The 17,085-nt window shown below is 52.8% G+C and carries 16 protein-coding genes; 8 read left to right on the top strand and 8 right to left on the bottom strand.

Going from position 1 to position 17,085, the window contains the following annotated elements; genetic code table 11:
• Positions 1-13: 13 nt before the first annotated feature.
• From ACR0KL_RS18285 to ACR0KL_RS18275, 3 genes are all read right to left on the bottom strand, one after another.
• A complete protein-coding gene (locus ACR0KL_RS18285) occupies positions 14-520 on the bottom strand; it encodes a molybdopterin-dependent oxidoreductase (RefSeq protein ID WP_170678388.1) in 507 nt (168 codons plus the stop codon).
• Between the two features lie 101 nt (positions 521-621).
• Positions 622-1,503 (bottom strand): UTP--glucose-1-phosphate uridylyltransferase, encoded by an 882-nt coding sequence (locus ACR0KL_RS18280; protein ID WP_170678386.1) that lies wholly within the window; start codon positions 1,501-1,503, stop codon positions 622-624.
• Positions 1,504-1,523: 20 nt separating this feature from the next.
• Positions 1,524-2,897 carry a WecB/TagA/CpsF family glycosyltransferase gene (locus ACR0KL_RS18275; RefSeq protein WP_480777357.1) on the bottom strand — a complete coding sequence of 458 codons (1,374 nt, stop codon included), beginning with the start codon at positions 2,895-2,897 and terminating at the stop codon, positions 1,524-1,526.
• Positions 2,898-3,149: 252 nt separating this feature from the next.
• Between ACR0KL_RS18275 and ACR0KL_RS18270 the strand changes: the two genes are divergently transcribed.
• From ACR0KL_RS18270 to ACR0KL_RS18260, 3 genes are all read left to right on the top strand, one after another.
• On the top strand, positions 3,150-3,764 hold the full coding sequence (locus tag ACR0KL_RS18270) for a response regulator transcription factor (RefSeq protein ID WP_170678384.1): 615 nt from the start codon (positions 3,150-3,152) through the stop codon (positions 3,762-3,764).
• 267 nt (positions 3,765-4,031) lie between these two features.
• The gene (locus ACR0KL_RS18265) at positions 4,032-5,360 is read left to right on the top strand and encodes a GumC domain-containing protein (RefSeq protein ID WP_480554886.1); all 1,329 of its coding nucleotides are present in this window, start codon (positions 4,032-4,034) and stop codon (positions 5,358-5,360) included.
• A complete protein-coding gene (locus tag ACR0KL_RS18260) occupies positions 5,360-6,634 on the top strand; it encodes an O-antigen ligase domain-containing protein (RefSeq protein WP_480777356.1) in 1,275 nt (424 codons plus the stop codon). The genes ACR0KL_RS18265 and ACR0KL_RS18260 overlap by 1 nt, the downstream gene beginning before the upstream one ends.
• Positions 6,635-7,111: 477 nt before the next feature.
• Here the strand turns inward: ACR0KL_RS18260 and ACR0KL_RS18255 are convergent, their stop codons facing one another.
• From ACR0KL_RS18255 to ACR0KL_RS18240, 4 genes are all read right to left on the bottom strand, one after another.
• A complete protein-coding gene (locus tag ACR0KL_RS18255; RefSeq protein ID WP_170678377.1) occupies positions 7,112-8,002 on the bottom strand; it encodes a DUF2950 family protein in 891 nt (296 codons plus the stop codon).
• 1 nt (position 8,003) lies between these two features.
• Positions 8,004-9,305: a DUF3300 domain-containing protein gene (locus tag ACR0KL_RS18250; protein ID WP_170678375.1), complete on the bottom strand. Its 1,302-nt coding sequence runs from the start codon at positions 9,303-9,305 to the stop codon at positions 8,004-8,006.
• A gap of 203 nt (positions 9,306-9,508) precedes the next feature.
• Positions 9,509-10,141 (bottom strand): tyrosine-type recombinase/integrase, encoded by a 633-nt coding sequence (locus ACR0KL_RS18245; protein ID WP_170678361.1) that lies wholly within the window; start codon positions 10,139-10,141, stop codon positions 9,509-9,511.
• 104 nt (positions 10,142-10,245) lie between these two features.
• On the bottom strand, positions 10,246-11,409 hold the full coding sequence (locus ACR0KL_RS18240) for a site-specific integrase (protein WP_170678358.1): 1,164 nt from the start codon (positions 11,407-11,409) through the stop codon (positions 10,246-10,248).
• A gap of 825 nt (positions 11,410-12,234) precedes the next feature.
• Between ACR0KL_RS18240 and ACR0KL_RS18235 the strand changes: the two genes are divergently transcribed.
• The 5 genes from ACR0KL_RS18235 to ACR0KL_RS18215 all read left to right on the top strand — a co-directional run bounded on the left by ACR0KL_RS18235 (position 12,235) and on the right by ACR0KL_RS18215 (position 15,723).
• Positions 12,235-12,477 carry a glycine zipper 2TM domain-containing protein gene (locus ACR0KL_RS18235; protein ID WP_170555277.1) on the top strand — a complete coding sequence of 81 codons (243 nt, stop codon included), beginning with the start codon at positions 12,235-12,237 and terminating at the stop codon, positions 12,475-12,477.
• Between the two features lie 269 nt (positions 12,478-12,746).
• Positions 12,747-13,424, top strand: coding sequence for a hypothetical protein (locus tag ACR0KL_RS18230; RefSeq protein WP_480724509.1), 678 nt, complete (start codon positions 12,747-12,749; stop codon positions 13,422-13,424).
• A gap of 527 nt (positions 13,425-13,951) precedes the next feature.
• Positions 13,952-14,131 (top strand): hypothetical protein, encoded by a 180-nt coding sequence (locus ACR0KL_RS18225; protein WP_170555283.1) that lies wholly within the window; start codon positions 13,952-13,954, stop codon positions 14,129-14,131.
• Between the two features lie 184 nt (positions 14,132-14,315).
• Positions 14,316-14,681: a thermonuclease family protein gene (locus ACR0KL_RS18220; protein WP_480777355.1), complete on the top strand. Its 366-nt coding sequence runs from the start codon at positions 14,316-14,318 to the stop codon at positions 14,679-14,681.
• Positions 14,682-14,952: 271 nt separating this feature from the next.
• Positions 14,953-15,723, top strand: coding sequence for a hypothetical protein (locus ACR0KL_RS18215; RefSeq protein WP_480777354.1), 771 nt, complete (start codon positions 14,953-14,955; stop codon positions 15,721-15,723).
• 186 nt (positions 15,724-15,909) lie between these two features.
• Here the strand turns inward: ACR0KL_RS18215 and ACR0KL_RS18210 are convergent, their stop codons facing one another.
• On the bottom strand, positions 15,910-16,749 hold the full coding sequence (locus tag ACR0KL_RS18210) for a hypothetical protein (protein WP_480777353.1): 840 nt from the start codon (positions 16,747-16,749) through the stop codon (positions 15,910-15,912).
• Positions 16,750-17,085: the final 336 nt, after the last annotated feature.

The following is a 17,085-nucleotide window of genomic DNA, read 5'->3' as shown; positions in this document are numbered from 1 at the left end:
TTGTAACCCCACGCTATTTAACGATTTCCAACCTGTCGAGTTGCCAAATACTGCGAGAGTAAATCACCTCTGTCTGGTACTTGGTATCACTGTCATAGGGATATACGATCCAAAGCGGACCCTTCTGTCGCCGGGACATCGCTGCACCGTCCATCTCATAGGCGACAATCGGGTCCTTTGCCGAGATCGACTCCACAGGGATCTCAACCGCGTAGTCGTTGATCGCCGTCGCCCGGATCGTCTCGCCCTCTGCTCCGATCCGTTCCAGCAAGACAGACAGGGGCACGCCAACAAAGCTGGTCTCGCCTTCAGTCCAGATCGTCGATGTTTCAAAACTTCGCTGCGGCATCGCCTTCAACATTTCCATATCGAACTGCGCCGCCCCGTCGGGCCCGGTCTGTGCGATATTGCCAGAAATGGTCAGCACGACCTCTCCTGCCGGGGTCGCCAAATCTTCGGCTTTCGCAGACGTCAGGCAAAAAGTGAACACCGCTGTGAGGATCGCAAAAACCAGACGCATCTTAGTCTCCATTTCTTTGGCCTTAAGAAACCAGAAAGTGGTCCACAGCGACAGATGGGCATGGGGATACGCGCCTATCCGAACGGATAGGTGCGCAGGTCTCATGCGGCTGCAGACAGCAGGTTCATGCGCTGATGCAACATGGATTTGAACCCCTCCCGCAACTCCACACGTTGCAACGCAAAGACGGTGGTTGCTTCAAGATAACCGGCGACCGACCCACAATCGAAGCGCTCTCCCTCAAACGCGAACCCGTGGCATCCGGTCCTTTCGATATCCGCCGCAATCGCATCGGTCAGTTGGATCTCCTTGCCCGCGCCGGGTACTAATCCTTCCAGCTGATCGAAAATCGACGGGTGCAGTAGATACCGCCCGACAATGCCAAACTCTGACGGAGCCTGATCGGACGAGGGCTTTTCGACCAACCCTTTCAGATGCTGCACCTGCCCAGCCCTATGCGCGATATCGACCACGCCATAGGCGCTGATCCGGTCGGATGGAACCTCTTCGGTCGCGATCATGTGTCTGCCTTCAAAGTTCTGGACCATTTGCGCCAGGACCGGGCGCTGCGCGTGGATCACATCATCCGGCAGGATCACCGCGAAGGGTTCATCACCGACAATGTCACGTGCCAGAGAGACTGCGTGGCCCAGTCCGCGTGGGCTGTCTTGTTGGATAAAACTGTATGCCTCATCCTCAAGATTCGTGCGGCGCAAACGGTTCAGCAGGGTGGTTTTGCCGCCATCCTTCAGTTTGCGCTCCAGCCCCGGGTTCCGCCCAAAATACGTCTCCAGCGCGGATTGGCCAGTTGACGTGATAAAGATGAATTCAACAATCCCGGCGGCGCGGGCCTCGTCCACTGCATATTGGATCAAGGGGCGGTCGATCAACGGCAGCATTTCCTTGGTCACCGATTTGGTGGCCGGCAGAAACCTTGTGCCCAGACCTGCGACCGGGAAAACAGCTTTGCGAATACGGGTCATTTCAATGCTCCTAGGATTGATCAGTAAGCGCCTCTACCCGACACGACGGCACGTGCGGTCAATGCGATGAGAAATAGGTTCAGAAGGGGCGAGCGGGCGCGGACATAGGCCGTATCCAGTTCGATCATGCGGTCAAAGCCGATGCCCGCGCGGCCCGAAACCTGCCAGAGGCCAGTGATACCGGGACGCACCTGAAGGCGCTCCAGTGCTTGTTCAGGATAGGCTGCAACCTCTTCGGGCAAGGCCGGGCGCGGGCCAACCAGAGACATATCCCCTTTCAGCACGTTGAAGATTTGCGGCAGTTCGTCCAGCGAGCACCGGCGCAGAACTTTCCCAACACGGGTGATACGCGGGTCATTTTTGGCTTTGAAGCATACGCCCTCACGATCAGAATGGGTGAGAAGGTCTGCACGCCGCGCCTCGGCGTCCTGCGTCATCGAGCGGAACTTGTAAATCGTGAAAGGCACCCCGTTTCGACCGATACGTGTCTGCCGAAAAAAGGCGGGGCCGCGACTGTCCAATCGCACCAATGCGGCGATTGCGGCCATGGGCAGGGCCAGAAGAGACAGCGCGACCACCGCCAAAGTGAGGTCCAGCAGGCGACATGCTGAGACCTTGGGAACAGAATTGTGGACGGCACGCCCGAGGAATTCGAAATTGCCCAGTAGATATCGGCGGGCCATGCGACGGGGCTCCATCGCCAACCGCCATGCCCATTCCATCCGGGCGCGCCGAACGATGCGCGGTGCCCGGCGCACGTTGCCAGCCAGGAAATCAAACAAAGCACCCACGCCCAGCGCGATGCGAGGGTCTAGCCGGTGGCGGTTCTGCGTAATCCACAATTCCTGCAGCGGAACACCCATCGCGACCAACAGGATGTCGGCGCCGGACTGGTTAATATCGTCGATCGCCTCATCAACCCGCGCGGCACCTTCATAACCATCGCGCGTACCAGACACGGCCAAATCGGGGATCATATGCTGCAACCGGGCCGCCGCTGCCTGAGCTGTTCCGGGACGTCCCCCCAACAGGTAGACCGACTGCCCAAGACGCGCCGCGCGTTTCAGCAGTTTGGGCACAAAGTCCGTACCGTTCAGGTTCTCGGCCAACTGGACGCCTTGCAACTTTGCCGCGACATCTACCCCAATCCCGTCAGGTAGGATCATATCTGCCCGGGCCAATGCTGCTCGATAGGTATGGTTACGGGCTCGTATGTTTGCGCAATGTGCATTTAGGAAAAAGACCGTCCGGCGGGTTCCATCCAGCAGTTTTGAGATCACCTGCCCGGATTGGGCATTCACAACTGGCAAACCCAAAATCTCGATCTCTTCCAGAGTTGGTGTGGGTGTCGGCTGCGCGCCTTTGTACATATCTTGGACTGACAGGAACTGCATGGAACTCTCCGATCAACGATGACAATCTGTGGTTTCAGACTGCCAACGTGATCCTGCAACCGATAGGCGAGCATCCGGAGAGGGATCGGAGAATAGGTCTATTCAAACGACCCCGCAGCACATAGCGTGGTGGAAACGGCCCGCTGACCTATCCGATTGGATATTCACCTGTCCGTCAGGCAGGCTTCATGCCATGTGTTCAATGATTTATTAACGCATTTGGGTGTGGTTGGGGGCAGACGGAGATTTGAGATGAAAGTTCTTATTGCTGACGACCATGAGCTTATTTTGGACACGCTCGTTGCCTTCATAGATGCCGCGGGCGGGATCGAGGTTGAGACCGCGACGGATTTCCCAGCCGCGAAAACTCTGATCCAGAACGACGGAGCCTTTGATCTGGTCCTTCTGGACCTGAACATGCCCGGCATGAACGGGTTGGCCGGACTTGAAACCTGCATCGCTTTGGACGGTGCCCAACATGTGGCCTTGTTTACCGGCGACACCTCGCGCGATCTGGCGCAACGCGCGTTGGAGCTTGGGGCGGCCGGTTTCGTCCCCAAGACTCTACCAGCCAAATCCCTGGTCAATGCGATCCGCTTCATGGCGATGGGCGAGCAATACCTTCCTGCGGGTTTCATGAACGCGGAGCAGCCAGAAGACTCCCACCCTATGGCTCAAAAACTCACAGAGCGAGAGCGGCAGGTTCTGAAGGGACTGACTGAGGGCAAATCCAACAAAGAAATTGCCCGTGATCTGGATCTGTCAGAGCCGACGATCAAGCTGCATATGAAGACTTTGTACCGCAAAGTGGGTGTCAGCAATCGAACGCAAGCCGCCCTGGCCGCGCGCGAGGCGGGGTTGTTCTAAGCGTCGCTATCCGAAGGGATAGGGGGCGCTCCCAATCCCCTCGGCCCCTAGCCTGCTGAGCGAATGATCAGCGATTAGATGCGGTGTATCACCCTTGTAAGAAAGGGTTTTTCCATGCCGCAACAGATTTCAAACTCCTCTGATTCCACGCGCGACATGCAATTTCTGCATTGGGTGCGCATTTCCCGATCCAATTTTCGAACGCTGGGGTGGCGTCGCATCTTAAAGGGTGGGCGCCTTAGCGATCTAGGCCGCCTGCCCCGTTACATGGCATTATACCTTCTTGGGGCGAGTTGCATCTGGGCCCCCATCAGCGGCTATTTGGCGACCGCGCCTGTCAAATACACCTCTCACGCATCATTGATCCTGCCAGGATCTGGCGCTTCCGCATCGGTCAATCTGGCCAATATCGGTCAGGCATCCTCATATGCGAATTCTGCCTTTGCCAACGGGTCGATCAGCCCGACCGAGACGTATAAACGTTTGTTGTCGGCCGATCGTATCCTCGATGCGGCAGCCAAGGCGGTAGAGGCTGACCGAGATGCGTTTGGCAAGCCGCGGGTTCAACTGGTCGATCAAACCAGCCTGATCCATATCGAGCTTCAAGCGGCCTCTCCGGCTGACGCTCAGCAATATGGTGACGCCCTAGTGGCGGCTTTTTTAGCCGAAATTGACGCCCTGCGCGCCGATGAAATTGCCACCCGTGAGGCCAGCAATACAGGCGCGATCGAAGACTACACGCGTGCAATTCAGGCCACACGGGCCGAAATCAAACAGCTGCAGTCGCAAAGCGGCCTAATATCAGTCGCGCAATACCAAGAGCAGGTCGCCGCGAATGACCGTGCAAAGCAGGAACTGCGAACGCAGGAGAGCGAGCTGGCACGCCAATCGGAACGTGTCGCCGCGTTTCAAGTCGCGTTGGATCTGCCCTCTGATGCAGCCGCGGCAACGTTGAAACTCTATGCCGATGCGCAGTACCTATCGTTGCTTGAGGACGTGTCGGTGGGGGCTGCAAAGCTGGCGCAAGCTGACGCGACCTATGGATCGCGCCATCCGATCTACGTGAATGCCCAAAACGACTATGAAGGGGCGCGTTCGGTTGCGTTACAACGCGCGTCGCAGGTGACGGGCTTGACGGCCGAGCAGCTCGGTGGACTGGATCGCGCGCCGGAAGGGCAACGGGCGCAGTTGCTCAGCGAGTTGGTGCGCGAAGATGCCTTGCGGGCCGGTTTGGACAAGCATGTCGTAACACTGCGCGCACAAATTCGTCTGGAAACTCTGCGCCTCTCAGACCTTGCCCCCATCGCTGCTGAATTGGAGGACCGGCAGAGAGATTTCGCAGTGGCAGAAGCCGTGTTCGCCTCTGCCATCGCCCGGTCCGAGTCGAAAAAAACCGATGTCTACGCCTCCTACCCTTTGATCCAAGTGCTGGAAAACCCGTCTCTGCCGACCCGCCCGTCTTCCCCGAACAAGAAGATCTCGATCGCCGCCGGGATCGCTGCAAGCCTTATGCTACTGATGGGTTTGGTGCTGGCATGGATCCGAAATCCGCTGATCTCAAAGCTGCTCAAAGACCAGAAAAAGGCCGCAGCTTAATGCATGTGGCCCTTCAAACCCCGGCCGAAAAGATCGTCTGGTACACGCTGATCTGGACCTGGCCGTTCTACGGACTCGGTGCGCTCTATGTTGTCGGTCCGGTGTTAGGTTGGATGTTGGCTGCGATAGCCGGGGTGTCACTTTATCTCGGCCCGGCGATCCGTTTGGATATGCGTGCAACGGGCCAAGCACCTACTCTGGTCTGGATCTGGAGCGTTGGCATGCTAGTGATGCTGGTCTCACTTTGGGCAGGCCACGCGGATTGGAATCTCGGCCCCACCAAAACGATCAAATCGAGCATCGGATGGGCCAAGGGTTGGGCGCTGATCCCGTTGTTCATCCTTGCCGGGTCGGTCTTGCCCATCCGACGCGAGGTGCTAGTCAGAGGACAATGCGTACTGGGCCTTTGGACCTTGTGCCTTCTGCCGTTGCTAGTCGTCGCCCCCTATGCCGGACTGCCTCATCTGCTTTTTACGTCTCCGATGAAAGCAGTTGGCGGCCCAGGGCCTGAGTATTTCTCGGTCTACCTGTACACAATCGACCCGGCCAGCAGCACGCCGCGTTGGCAGTTCTTTGCGCCCTGGTCACCATTTGCGGCCCTGTTGGGCGTCTGCATGGTCTTGTTTGCTCTCGAAGAAAAGCACCGCACATGGAAATTCATCGGCTTGGCCGCCGGAGTTTTGATGATCCTGATGTCGAAGTCCCGCATGGGCTTGGTCGGATTGGTGGTCTGCTCGCTGTCACCCCGCCTATTGCCACTTGTCGCCCGCAGCTTGGGGTGGATTCTAATGTCTGCAGTCACCACCACCGTAGCCGTTTGGGGCGCAGTCTTTGTCGAATTCGGCAACCGAGCACTTTACAGCTTCAAATCCGCGCGCGCCGATAGTACCCGCGTACGCGAAACTCTGCAGCGTATCGCGTATGAGCGGTGGCAATCGGATGCGATGGTTTTCGGGCACGGCACAATCAGACCCGGAGCGCATCTCGTTGAGTACATGCCGATCGGCAGCCATCACACCTGGTACGGGTTGCTATTCGTCAAAGGGCTGGCCGGATTTGCCGCGTTCCTCATCCCTTTCCTCGTTCATTTCTGGGTCGTCACCTTGGACGCCATAAAGTCGGAACGCGGGAGGCTACCGCTCGGGCTGTTGCTCACTGTTCTCCTGCTGACTTTTGGAGAGAACGTCGAAATCCAAACCTATCTCCTCTGGCCGACCTTACTGATGCTCGGATTGCATTTGCGAGAGGTCAAATCAGTGTGTCTGGGAAGCTGATACGCCGCTAGGATTGTTGCGATACCAGCGTAGTGTCAGACGTCATTCTTTTGGGTTGGTTCAATTACCACTCTCGAGAACGAATGGTAGAGATTTTCAGGTGAAGACTTTCATGTTTTTTTTCGGTGAACTTGCTGTCGATCTGAAATCTGCATCTCAAAGTTCATCAACGACAGTTTGGTTCTTCAGCCAACTACTGAGATCGGATATCTGGTAGTCTGCTTTGGGCTCAAAGCGGTCATTCGGTAATTTCAGATGAAACACCGCTCTGCGAACTACCCGATCATTCAGTTTAAACGTGTTAAGGCCGAAGAATGGATCAAACCGTAAGATGGGCAATTTGCTCGCAGTCACAATGTGTGTTGCAACAGCGATCCAAGCTGAATCTGTAACCATCGAACTAAAGCTTGTTACACGAAGTGCAAATAGTGGCCTCAGCAAAGCAGCAGAGCTTAAACGCCACTATCAATCCAAACATTACTCGACCGGTGACCAATTGGTGTCTGGATCATAGGCAGTAATTTCAGCGGCAATACTGAGTGTTTCCGGGCCAAAATCTGCCTCGTAGACTATGCCGTTTTCGCCTACTAGAAAAGAATAGATGCCTGTTTCTCCGTAGTCTGCCGGTATTGCGAGCAAGGCATGTCCTGCAACGAAGAAATCCCCGACGAAATAGGGGTAGGCGCCCCCCGGAGCGTTAGGGCCCTGCTCTTGCAGGATTGTGTAATAGTAGCCAAGAAACGGTTCGGCTTCATAGTCAGCCTGACCATCACTCCAGCCCGAAGCTGCGGCGCGGGCGAGCGCTGCGCCGACAAAGCTGTCTTTACCAGGCCAGAAGAGTCCGTTTTGCTCTTCGGGATCAGAAATGATCGTCTGAGCGAATTCCATAACGCCATCCCCGTTATGGTCCACAAGCCGGAATGCTGCCTGAAGGTCAACATAGGCCTCAAGCAATTCGATCACTTCCAACTCATTCAAGCCAATTTCGCGGGCTGAAAGTTCCTCGATCCCAGCCTCCAGGTCAAAGCGCCAACCGTCCTCTTTACGCAGAATTGGGATAGGAAAAGGCCAACCGTCTTCACCCAGAAGAAGTACAACGCCATCGTCCTCAGGCCGGAAACGATACCCCTCGGCATACATGCCAAGCACTTCCTGCCTTCTTTCTTGATCTTCCGTCGGATCACCCGTTCCGACTAAATCCTCGGCTTCAGGACCGAAAATTTCGAGCAGCTTGCTCTGATCATTGGCCTTCAACGCACCAACAAAAGCATCCAGAGCGGTTTGCGGGGTATCAAATCTGGCTCCGTCAGAGAGGACCGGGCTTGAAGTCCCGGCGAGCAACAAAATTGTAAATACTATTCTACGCATCTTACCGTCTCCGCGTGCCTTTAGCGGCGTGTCCACGCTTGGACGCGCTTTGAGTTCTGCTACCGGACGCTTTTTTCTGCAACGCTTGCCCTTTGGATGCCCTAGGCTTGCCTTGTGTCGATGCGGCTTTCTTCGCCTGCGGCTTTTTAGAGGTCTGCGGTCGTTGTGCGACTGGCTTTTTCGTTGCATCTGGACGTTTGGTACGATCAATGGCCTGTTGCTTTGCTGCGGCCTTGTCCCGATTAGCGTCGCCCCGGTTCGCTAAAGCCCCGCCTGCTACAGCCCCAGCACCGGCACCAACCACAGCTGCGGCCGCTCCGCGGTCCCGGCTAATATCTGCAGCGCCAGATTCTCGGCTCAACTTTGCACGCAGTTCATCTGTGCGACCATCAGGACGGTTAACTGGCAAGTCGCCACGGCCACCTTCAGGTCTTTTATGGTCCGCTATTTTCTTCCGGGCCTCCTGTTGCCGGTCAGGATCGGGGTTCCATCCGATATCCGTTCGGTCACCTAAATCTATATCATTGCCGATATTGACGTTGCCATCGACGTCTATGTCGATGTTTGGATTTCTATAAATCGGACCACCGCCCCAACCACCGCAATTTCTGCACCCCCAGTAGTCATACCAATCATCGTCGTCGTCAAAAATTTCGTCGATAAAGGCAACAGCACCAAAAGTCAGTAGTGCCGCGCCCACAACATCCCCGGTTGACGGGCCAGTATAAACTGTCTCGGGATTGTATTGTGGGACGTATACCGTTTCGGGTTCTGTCGGTGTTATTACTACTGTGTCGTCGTCAGACACTTCGACAGTTTGCTCGGGACCTGAAACAAGTGCGCCGCTGTCAATTGCCTGATCCCGCATGACCTGTACCGCATCCATCACATCATCGGACTGAGCCAACATGGCGGTGCCGACTGTCTCGGTCCAGTCGATATGGGTGGCCATCTGACCAACAACTTCGGGAAAAGCCGTCGCCAACACGCTGACAGAAGGATCCCATCCCATTGCTTCGATTTCCGGCTCAAGTTCAACGGTGTCGCGGTCGGCGTTATCCAGCAAATACCGTTCAGCCTTAACAATTTCCAATGGCTGGGTGGCCGCGACAAATATCTGTATGAGTAACGTGTCGGGATACAGAGCAACCGGGGCGACCAATGTCTGCAACTCAGCGTCAGTTAGCAGGCTGGACGAGGTCGCTGAGTTATCGTCTTTTGCCGCTAAATCCTCGGACGACTCTTGCGCTAACGCGAAAGTAGATACGCAAATACCCAATGCAATTAAAAGAAACCTAAACATATTGCGATCCTTCGATTTCTTAAAGGATCACCTAAGACTGCGATTCTGGCAACCGATCAGTCAAATAGACGGTTGTGGGATAATAGTGGCCCCCAAACCAAGTTTGAGCGAGTGTTCGCTTTGGGCTCGAAGCGGAAGATTAACGGGAGATTCCGAAAGTCTGCTTGGGAGCGGCGAGCGGACGATCCCGCCCGCCTAAAAGGTTAAAGATCGATGCGTTCGGCAATACTAAGCGCGTCTTCAAGCTCGACGCCAAGGTAACGCACCGTACTGTCCACTTTGCTGTGACCGAGCAGAAGTTGAATGGCACGTAGGTTTCCGGTCTTTCTGTATATCAAAGCCGCTTTGGTGCGCCTAAGCGAATGCGTGCCGTAGCTGGACGGATCGAGACCAATCGCTGACACCCATTCCCGGACAAGCCTAGCGTATTGCCGGGTCGAAAGATGCGGCAAAGCATGCATACGACTTGGAAACAGATACCGTTGTCCATGCATATATTGAGAAGAGACCCATTGCGACACGACTTCACGTGTATTCTCCGTCACTTCAAATTGCACTGGCTTCGCAGTTTTACGTTGAACAACGGATACCCGATCGCGAACAGAATTGCCGACGGCGAGATCGTTAACCCTCAGGCGGACGAGATCGCACCCGCGCAACTTGCTATCGATGGCAAGATTGAACAAGGCTAGGTCTCTCAGCTTGTTTGCAAGTTCGAGCCGAGCGCGAATGGCCCAGACTTGCTTTGCCTGCAATGGCCGCTTCTGTCCGACTAGTCTGCCTTTGTTCCAAGGCGGACGACGCGTTGTGACAACGGGAAGTAGAGATTTGGACATCTTATATCTCCGTCCATTCCCTTCCGTCCCAAACATCGACACTGTGCCGACAGCTGCAGTCTAATTGCCACTCGCGTGTCTTCAGCACAGGAAATTCTCAGGTTTCAGGAACTGCCACCGCTGATCTTCTTACCCATCACATCCGCTGCCTGCCGCAACGGGTCATCTGCGAGATGCGCGTAGCGTTGCGTGGTAGACGGGTTCGTGTGTCCAAGCAATCGACCAACTATAGGCAAACTCAGACCGCTGGAAACGAGATGCGACGCATGCGTATGCCGATTGTCGTGGATACGGTAGTCTTGAAGGCCTGCTGATGTGGTGACCGAGCTCCAAAATTTCTTCAGATCTTTGTACGGTTGGTCCGGAGAGCGTCCCGGAAACAACCAACGACTTTCAGGAGATGCCCCTGCTTTCATTGCCGCAAGCAAATCACAGGTTGCTGACGAAATCGGCAGGTGCTCTCGTCGCTTTTGCTTTGTGTGGTGCGACGGCTTTGTCCAGACCGCGCGGTCCAAATCGAAGTCTTCCCATTTTGCCTTCAGCACTTCGCCGATCCGTGCGCCTGTCAGGAGCTGCAGGCGAATAGCGTTCGCTGCAACCTGATTTGGATGCTCTGACAGAGCCACCAAAAGTCTTTGCAGCTCACCATCTGACAACCAGCGGTCCCGCTTTTCCTCGGGGAACTTTTCTATGCCGCGCGCCGGATTGTCAGAACGCTGACCCCAGCGCACAGACAGTCCAAACATTTTCGACATGAGCGCCAGAGTGCGATTGGCTTGGTAGGGCGTATCACGCATTTGATTGTGAAGCTTCTGAACATGCTGATGCGTCACTTCAATGACTTTAAGATCCCCAAGCTTGGGGAGAATGTATCTGTCCAGCATTGACCGATCATTCCGAACGCTACCGGGACGTTTCTTCGGTTCCGCATGTTCGGTCATGTATTGCTCGGCAAGTGAGCTCACCGTTGGTGAATGCCTTATGCTTTGCGCATCTGCGACAGGATCTGCGCCACGTACCACGTCAGCAAGAAGCGCGCGTGCTATTTCGCGGGCGGCGCCCAAAGACAAGGTCGGCCCATATCGCCCAAGTGTCTTGCGTTTCGACCGACCGGTTTGTTTGTTGCGATATTGAACTAAGAAGCTTTTGACGCCGGTCGTTTTCACGCGAAGTCCAAAACCAGGTAGACCGTCGTCCCAATAGATCGTGTCCCGGTTTGTTGCTGAAAGGCGATCGACACTTGATTTTGTTAATCTGACGTTGGGCATATTGGTCTCGGACGGATTGGGTAAGCATAAGGTAAGCAAAGTGCGGAGAATTAGGAAGGGTCTTTAAGAAACCTCTGCACGCTAAAACTTCTGTTATTTAAGAGAATATACTGCCCAATCGAATTGGATATAATGCTATCGAAAATATGGTGATAAGATTTGTAATCAGTAGGTCCGCGGTTCGAATCCTGCACGGCTCACCACTTTTTCCAGTTTTACAACAGTAGGTTGAGGCTGGCGGTGTCCAGATGCACTCGAGCCAATTCGTGCTGCGTTGCCGTGCTAGGGGACATATGGGGGACAAAGCTCTAAATTCTTGCTTTGAACCGAATGAGAACAAGAATAGAACAATAGTTCATGAACAAATGGCCCAGAACAATTCCTTTCGACTTCAAATGCAAGTTGGAGAGCATTCGCGAGTATCGCAGCGCTCCATCGTTGCAGGATGTTTGGGGTGTGATCTTTAAGTGGCTAAACCAGCACGGTGTCCAAGCGACGGTCCGATAGGCGGTAGAAAGGTAACTGCGCAAGCAATTCGAGCTGCATTCGAAGCCCAAGGCATCCAATTCGTCGACGAGGGCGATAGGGCCAACGAGGTCGGTGTGGTGTTGGTGAACGAATAGTTGGCGGTTTAGCCCTCAGACAGCCTTTCCAAATGAGAATTAAAACTCGAAGCAGGCAGCTTGTCGGTCGAGGAGTTTCCTTCAGGTCTATTTGTTAAGATTTGGTTAACCCGTAGTCACACCAACTTTGAACCCTTGTACGACAGACGACAAGGAGCCACCTACTCAGACAACCAATTCGATAGTTTGAGAGGTAATCGAGATGAAGAAGACATTGATGGCGTGCGTTCTTGGCGGCTCTCTACTCGTGGCTGCTTGCGGAGCGCCGACAACTCCAACGCAGGCCCAAGCACAGCATGACGCACGCTGCGCGGCGGGTGTCCTTGGCGGCGCGGCCCTTGGCGGGGTAGTTGGAAATCGGTTTGGTGGTGGATCAGGCAAGACGCTAGCAACAGCAGCAGGTGCTGGACTAGGGATGTATGCTGGTCAATCAGCTTGCAACTAGCAACGAGCAGCCAGAGGGGACCTGCGCTACGGAAATTTATGGCTTGCGTGACCAACTTCACTGCACTCCTCGACAGATCCATCCATTACTAACACATTGATGAACTAGCGTTGGTGTATTTGAGAACGCGAGTTTTTCTCCTCCCTTTTGGACTGGGGCGCGCTTGTGGCTGGGCGCGCCTCCTTCCTTTGAAGAAAAGCAAGATCCAGGTGCCCTTATTGTTCGGGCCCCTTCATAATTTATTGAAAAAATTAAAAAAAGAGAGAATTGTGACCATGAAGCTACCCGTGAAAAAATACAAGCTCGGCAAAGGAGAGACGATGCTCTCCGCAGTTACCAAACACAAATTTCCCGGCGCGGACGTCGAAAAGATTTTCAAAGCAGCATTCAACGCCAAAATTCGGAAGACCCGCAAGAAGTACACGGACGTGACAGCAGGAGACGAAATTTTTCTGCCCCTTGTCACAAAGAAAGACCTTCGACCTGTGCATTCGCTTTTTTTGGACATGAACTTTGCGGCTGATGCGTCTCTCAATACTACACAAGAACTGCTAAAAAGTGTTGAGGCCGACATCAAAGAAGCGAAGGCAAGAAAGAAAGAAGCACTAAACGGAACGGCGAAGATAAACCATTTGTACATCACGGATTCCATGAAGCTCGAAAAGGCTCAGGCAAAATGCAAACGGGAGACGTCAAAAGTCTCTCTTGCCAATCTGTTCGGACACTGCGAGAGCGTCTTCAAACAGTCACAGAAAGATGTGGAAGGGCTGAAATCGAAGTTCACAAAAATATATAAGGAAGAAGAACTTAGAGCTGATGCACTGATTTCAGCTTTGGAAGAAACCAAGAAGATTCTCAGTGCTCAGGTGACACTGAAGTATCAACTTCTTAAAGCGCTAAGTCTCGTCGTTGATGAACTGAATGATTTGAGTAGGCAAACCTTTTAACCGAAAATATCAACAATTGCGGGAGGTTCGCGCTACCTTAACCCTGACGCAGATGGCTGAGCATCTAGCCAAGAGAAAAGAACTTTGGGAGGCGCATTCCGTTTCACGACAAGTTGTCGCAAAACCCCAGGGTGGTCGCCCGAGCGAATTTGCCTCGGAAACGGCTGATGTGGCGGGCGTAGACGCACGTACAGTTCAGCGCGCTGTTTCCCGCGCAGAGGGCGTCACACAGGAAGCCAGAGACGCCATCAGAGGCACAGAGCATGACAAGGGTGTGGTTCTGGATGAGTTGAAGAAGCTACCCGCGACAAAGCAGGCAGAGCATGTCGCTGACATCGTTCGCGCTGGCGGGCTTTTTGTCGTGTTTGGTTGGGACTTTACTCGGCTTAGGTTGCGTCAATCGGCAAGTTCGACTGGTCCACTAAGTCGGTGAATATTAACGCTGCATGAACAAGACGTTTCTGCTTGATTAAGGCTCGTTCTGACAATGTTTCCAAACCAATAACAGTACAGCTTTGACAGTGAGAATGGTGGTAGCGATGAAGCGTGGCGCGTATGTTGAACTGAACGACGACTACAAGAAGTGGGCAGAGTGGACCCTCCACCCAAAGAAGCGCCAGATTAAGCTGACAGACTATGTATCGGGTTTTGTGGTCGCATTTTCGGCCTTTGTTGCTGGCGACTTCCATCAATATTTGGTGTTTTGAGACTCACGCGGATATCAAAGGCAAAGCTCTTTAACGGGCTTTTCCGCTACAAAAGTAGCATTGAAACATGGCGAGCAGCCGCCCGTCCCATTCCTCTATCCAAACGATTCCGGGTTCTGGTCCTGGCATGTCTAGAACTCCCTCTATTTGGCATTCATAGGCGGGTTAAGCTGCTGAAAAGCTAGTGCTAATAGAAACTAACCCCCTTATCTATGTTCGAGACGCGGATACGATTGTACTGAACGGCAGGAAAGGAATACCAGTGCGCTTTGAAGGGGTTGACGCGCCTGAATTGGAAATGCCTGAGGGTCAGGTAAGCAAGCAATGGATGATAGACTACCTGCAAGGCAAAACCGTCCGATGCGAACTTACCGGCGAGATGAACAGAGACCACCATATCGGTACTTGCTTCGTTGATGGTGAAAATCTAAGCGCCGCTGTTATCGCCGCAGGGCGCGCTTTGGACTGCGAACGATATTCGGGGGGCAAGTATCGACATCTAGAGACCCCAACGGCTAAATCGCGGCTCAAGCGGGCCGGATATTGTTGACGACGAACTGGAGCGAGTGTCGGCTACGCGAACTTTTCGGACATTGTCGGATGGCTTCTGAACGTCTGCTTGTCTTCGTTTAGCATTTCTCGGGATAGTCGCTAGCTTCTAGGTCGACGCCCAAATCGCGAATAAAGTATTCAATAGAAAATTTTCGCTGGCAAATCGACGTTAGATTAAACACTATCATCCATAGTGTTAATCGAGCCGGAGAGCGTAGCGAAAATAAAAATAGACTATAAGGTCTGCGGTGTGCGTTGGTAAATTTCAAATGTCGAAGACTGAAAATCACGCTAATTGCTGGGCATGCAATACAGCGCTAGAAGAAGGGCAGATTTTCTGCCTAAAGTGTGAAAAATGGCAAAACTATCGAAAGCACTTTAGCCTTTCGACGACAGTGTTGTCTTTGTTGATCGCTCTGATTGCTGTTTCCTCTCCAATTCTTCAGAAAGTAGCAAGCCTCTATGATCCTATAAAAGTGCAAGCCAGCTTTTATTCAATCGGAACCGAGCGACATCCAGATGCCGCTCTAAAAGTTGTAAATCAAGGAAAATCTACAGTAATTTTTACTGGGACGGTATTCTGTGACTGCCAAATAAGAGCAGAAAAGATTGATGATGTCACCGACCTTTTCCAAGCTGAATTCAGGATGAGTATGGAATTTGAAGTTCCGGATACCGTTGATCGCTCAATCAAGGATTTTCAAGTTTACAAAGTTCCGCAACGACAAATCGTACTTCAGAAAAATCGACCCGCTTTGTCGGACTTGGATGCTTGGCACATGGAAGAATATGAGCCAGTGAACATAATTTCGGTCTATCACCCAGACGATATCAAGTATACTTGGATTACGGATCTAGGTTGCACAATGTCAATCGCGCAAAACGGTGAAATTAGGGAAGTCAAGTTTAGTCAATCTGATAACCGGTTGCTTTGGAAAGTCCACCTAAGGTCTCTAGTTGAAGACGCGCTTATCAAGCCAGAATGGTTACGTTCTTCACCACTTGTAAATAGGCCGTTTGTTGGATACGGAGGCGGCTAGATTTCAAAGTTAACTTTGGGTCAGGACTCATAGCCAATAGAAAACGAGCGCTGCGATATCACCATTCTAGTAACTCGCTATGACGGCTGCACAAAGGTCTCAAAGTCAGCTCTTTTTCTCGCTGCTAACGTTCTGTTTCGGTTATTGGTGATTGGATCTGATGTCGAACCTTCGTGACAAAGTTCGTCACTTTATTTTGGTTTGTTGAGTGTTTACCCTCCCATTTTGTATCTTAACTAAAACAGCGATAGATTTCACAGGTCCGTCAGTGCTCCTGCCAACCTCTTTTTCTGCGTATCCCAAGACGTCGCCCTGGAGTTGTTTTTTGTACTTAATTCGAACCGCTATGACAGATGTTTCAAGTCTCTTGTACAACTCTAGCACCGCATTTTTCCCGTCATAACCGGCCGTCGTTGCCCTCTTTTTGACGGCCGCCGCAGCTTCGTCTAAACCATCATTGATGAGTTCTTCTATTTTATCTCGAGCCTTTGCCTCAATACTATGCTTTGTCAGCTTTCTGTATTTTCCCTTTAGGTACGTCGAGTCGGTATACGGCCAATACGCTTTGCCGGAATGCACATCAATCTCAGCTATAAGCTGTGCGCCAACCGCCGGAATCTCGTTTGGGTTTGAACCAAAAAGCTGCGCACAGGCTTTTTTAATGTGGGCGTTGAGAGGGCTATTATCCGTTCCAGAGAATGATTTGGCTTGAAACACTTTCGACTGCCCGTCGGGTAGTATGAAAGCAACATCTCCTTGTTTCCCCAGAACACTCTCATCTGCAGAAACCCTAAGCTTGCTTATTTGCTTAACAGTTATATCGGCCTCATGCTTGTAGCCTCTGATCTGGGACCAAATCTTAAGTAAGTCCTTTTCGAGCTTGGTTCTGGTTTCGTAGAGCTGTGCCTCGTGGGCTTGGACTCCTTGTTGCTGCCAATGTAGTTCCGCAGACACTATCGTTTCCCAATGCCCTTTTAGCTCAACCAATTCAGCTATCATCTTGTCAAACCTCTTACTCGCGTCCACAGAATTCTCCTTAGGAAGTTGAAACCAAACCACACAGGTGTAGTTTTTTTGAATTCATTCAGCAATTTTTTTTTGAAGCGAGACATCCAACTGACAGGTATGGGCTCTTAGCAGACATCTACGCCAGTTTGCCTATGGGACACGATTTTCACGGCTATTTTCCAGCGGGATCCGATTTCTCGCGCTCACCAGCTCGAACAATACGCATTTCATCTGAATTTTACAGCTTCACCAGTTCAAATACATCATCCGCGTTGCCATCCATCCATTGCTCATAGTCCTCCGGCTTGAGGATGACGGGCATTCTCCGTGGGTGTATGGGCTTTACCAGTTCAT

The sequence above is a fragment of the Ruegeria sp. C8 genome, from assembly GCF_056537565.1.
Note: the sequence above shows the minus strand (reverse complement) of the source record. Positions and strands in the feature narration are given on the sequence as shown.